2 protein-coding genes are annotated in these 2,065 nt (G+C 42.2%); one reads left to right on the top strand and one right to left on the bottom strand.

Going from position 1 to position 2,065, the window contains the following annotated elements:
• Positions 1 to 238 precede the first annotated feature (238 nt).
• A complete protein-coding gene (locus VB797_RS20715; protein ID WP_323239630.1) occupies positions 239 to 883 on the top strand; it encodes a pentapeptide repeat-containing protein in 645 nt (214 codons plus the stop codon).
• Here the strand turns inward: VB797_RS20715 and VB797_RS20720 are convergent, their stop codons facing one another.
• On the bottom strand, positions 884 to 1,912 hold the full coding sequence (locus VB797_RS20720) for a hypothetical protein (protein WP_323239631.1): 1,029 nt from the start codon (positions 1,910 to 1,912) through the stop codon (positions 884 to 886). It lies immediately after the preceding gene.
• Between the last annotated feature and the right edge of the window lie 153 nt (positions 1,913 to 2,065).

Genomic DNA, 2,065 nt, shown 5'->3' on the forward strand with positions numbered 1-2,065 from the left:
GTTATGAATTGCGAATTGCGAATTGCGAATTGCGAATTGGTAATTGTCTCCCTATCTCCTCCGTATCTTAAACTATGCCACTGAATGAAGTGTCATAGATCCGTAATAACTCGGTGCCATGATAATGGCTTTTAGGGGTAATGTTTTTAAGACAGTAAAAGAAACTGTCATCAGTGAAGAGGAATATTTCCAGATTTTTGAACTAAGCTTTAAATTGAGTTCAAGCGCAAGCAGCCAAATGAATCAAGTTGACGATCAGAAACTACCTGCTGTATTAATGGCATCAAGTTCAAGCGAACTACTTCAACGTTATGCAGTAGGAGAAAGAGATTTTCCTGGTAGCAAGTTAAATGGTGCCAATTTAACTCGTGCTAATCTTAGCGGTGCCGATTTGAGTCGAGTTCATCTGCAATATGCTTACTTAGCAGGTGCTAATCTTAGAGGTGCTAATCTTAGCCAAACCTTGCTAAATGGAATCCAGTTAGTGGGTGCCGATTTACGAGAAGCCAATTTAAGTATTTCAAATGTAAGTGAGGCTGAGTTGTCTGGTGCTGATTTGCGGGATGCTGTATTAAAAAACGCTGACTTACGCGGTACTGACATAAGTAATGCCAATCTTAGCTGTGTTAATTTATCTGGTGCGGATTTACGCTACGCCAATTTAGTTCATTCTAATTTGAGCTATACAAACTTTCGGAATGCATTTTTAACTGCGGCTAATTTAAGTAGCGCTTATTTGGTTGGTGCTAATTTAAGCCATGCTGACCTCAATGGTGCAAATGTAGAGAATGCCTTATTTGGATACAATAAAGGACTAAACCAAGCCGCAAAGCTTGACTTACAACTGCGTGGGGCAATATTTCTAATTGATAACGAACTTTGATTACTGCTCGCTGATTTGTAGGCGGACTGTACGTTCGGTGGTACCGCTAATCTGTAATTCCATGATTTCACCACCGAGGGGTTCTAAACAATCAAGTAGTGACCTCAGATGTGGTGTTGAAGCTCCTGTATCAACATAAAGCCGATCTGATAAATTAGCGATGCGTTTCCAGGTCATGTATAGCTTAGCTATGGTTTGCTCTATCTGGGATGCTTGATTGACTAAATCGGCAGCTATGTTCATGCACCCAACTCTTTGAGCTTCTTCTAGCGCTGTTTCGATATCAACTTCTTGTTTGGAAAGGGCTTGTACTTGTACGGCTGCTTTGAGATATTTTGCTAGACAACGCGCATCAGTTGTAGCTTGTTTTAGGGTTTCGACATCTGGATTAGCGGTAATTTCATCTTGAATAACTACTTGATGGGGTTGTGGTAATTTTTCCATCTCTTTGACCAGCGGTGCAAGATAGCGGGGTGGAAGGGTATTGTCCGCTGCTTTTTGCCTGACTGCTTCTGGTAGAAGTTCCGAGGACATTGCAGTCCATTCTTCAGAAAGCTGTTTGACTTCTCGTCTAGTAATACGATCGCCATTTTGCGCTGCTTCACTTACCATTACCTGGACTTCTGGTGAAGCTTTTGCGGTTTCAACAAAGGCTCGTTTACTAAAGTTATTAATAGATTTTATTTCGAGTTTACCTTCTTGCAAAAGAGTATCGGCGCTGTTTGCCAATTGAATCAAAGCATAGGCATTACTTTTACTAATTTCTCGTTCTTTGAGCCATTTAAGAAAGCCGGTACCGCGTCCATCTCCTCCTTTTTTTTCGCGATCGCGAACGGAGCGTAAGATTCTTCCTCGCCAGATATCGGTTTGTAAATCAAATTTATCGCATACCTGCCAAGCTACGTCTAACTGCTGGAGAAACTCTGTTTCTGGAATTCCTTCGTCTTCGGGGTCGGGTAGCTCAAAAGCCAAATCTGCTGGCTGTTGTAAGGCTTCAACCAGTTCATTGATGTTATCGGTTGACTGCACGGCAATTAAGGTTTAGAAAGCGAATGGCTTGGTTATTATTACATAATCTGGGTACCGTATTTGCTTCTAAATTCTTTTTCGGTGGAACGGACTTTGCTCTCCCGCTCGCTGGGGATAACAATCGGGGACCCTCGCTGGGGATAACGAGCGGGG

The organism is Rivularia sp. UHCC 0363, assembly GCF_034931125.1.
GTDB lineage: Bacteria > Cyanobacteriota > Cyanobacteriia > Cyanobacteriales > Nostocaceae > Rivularia.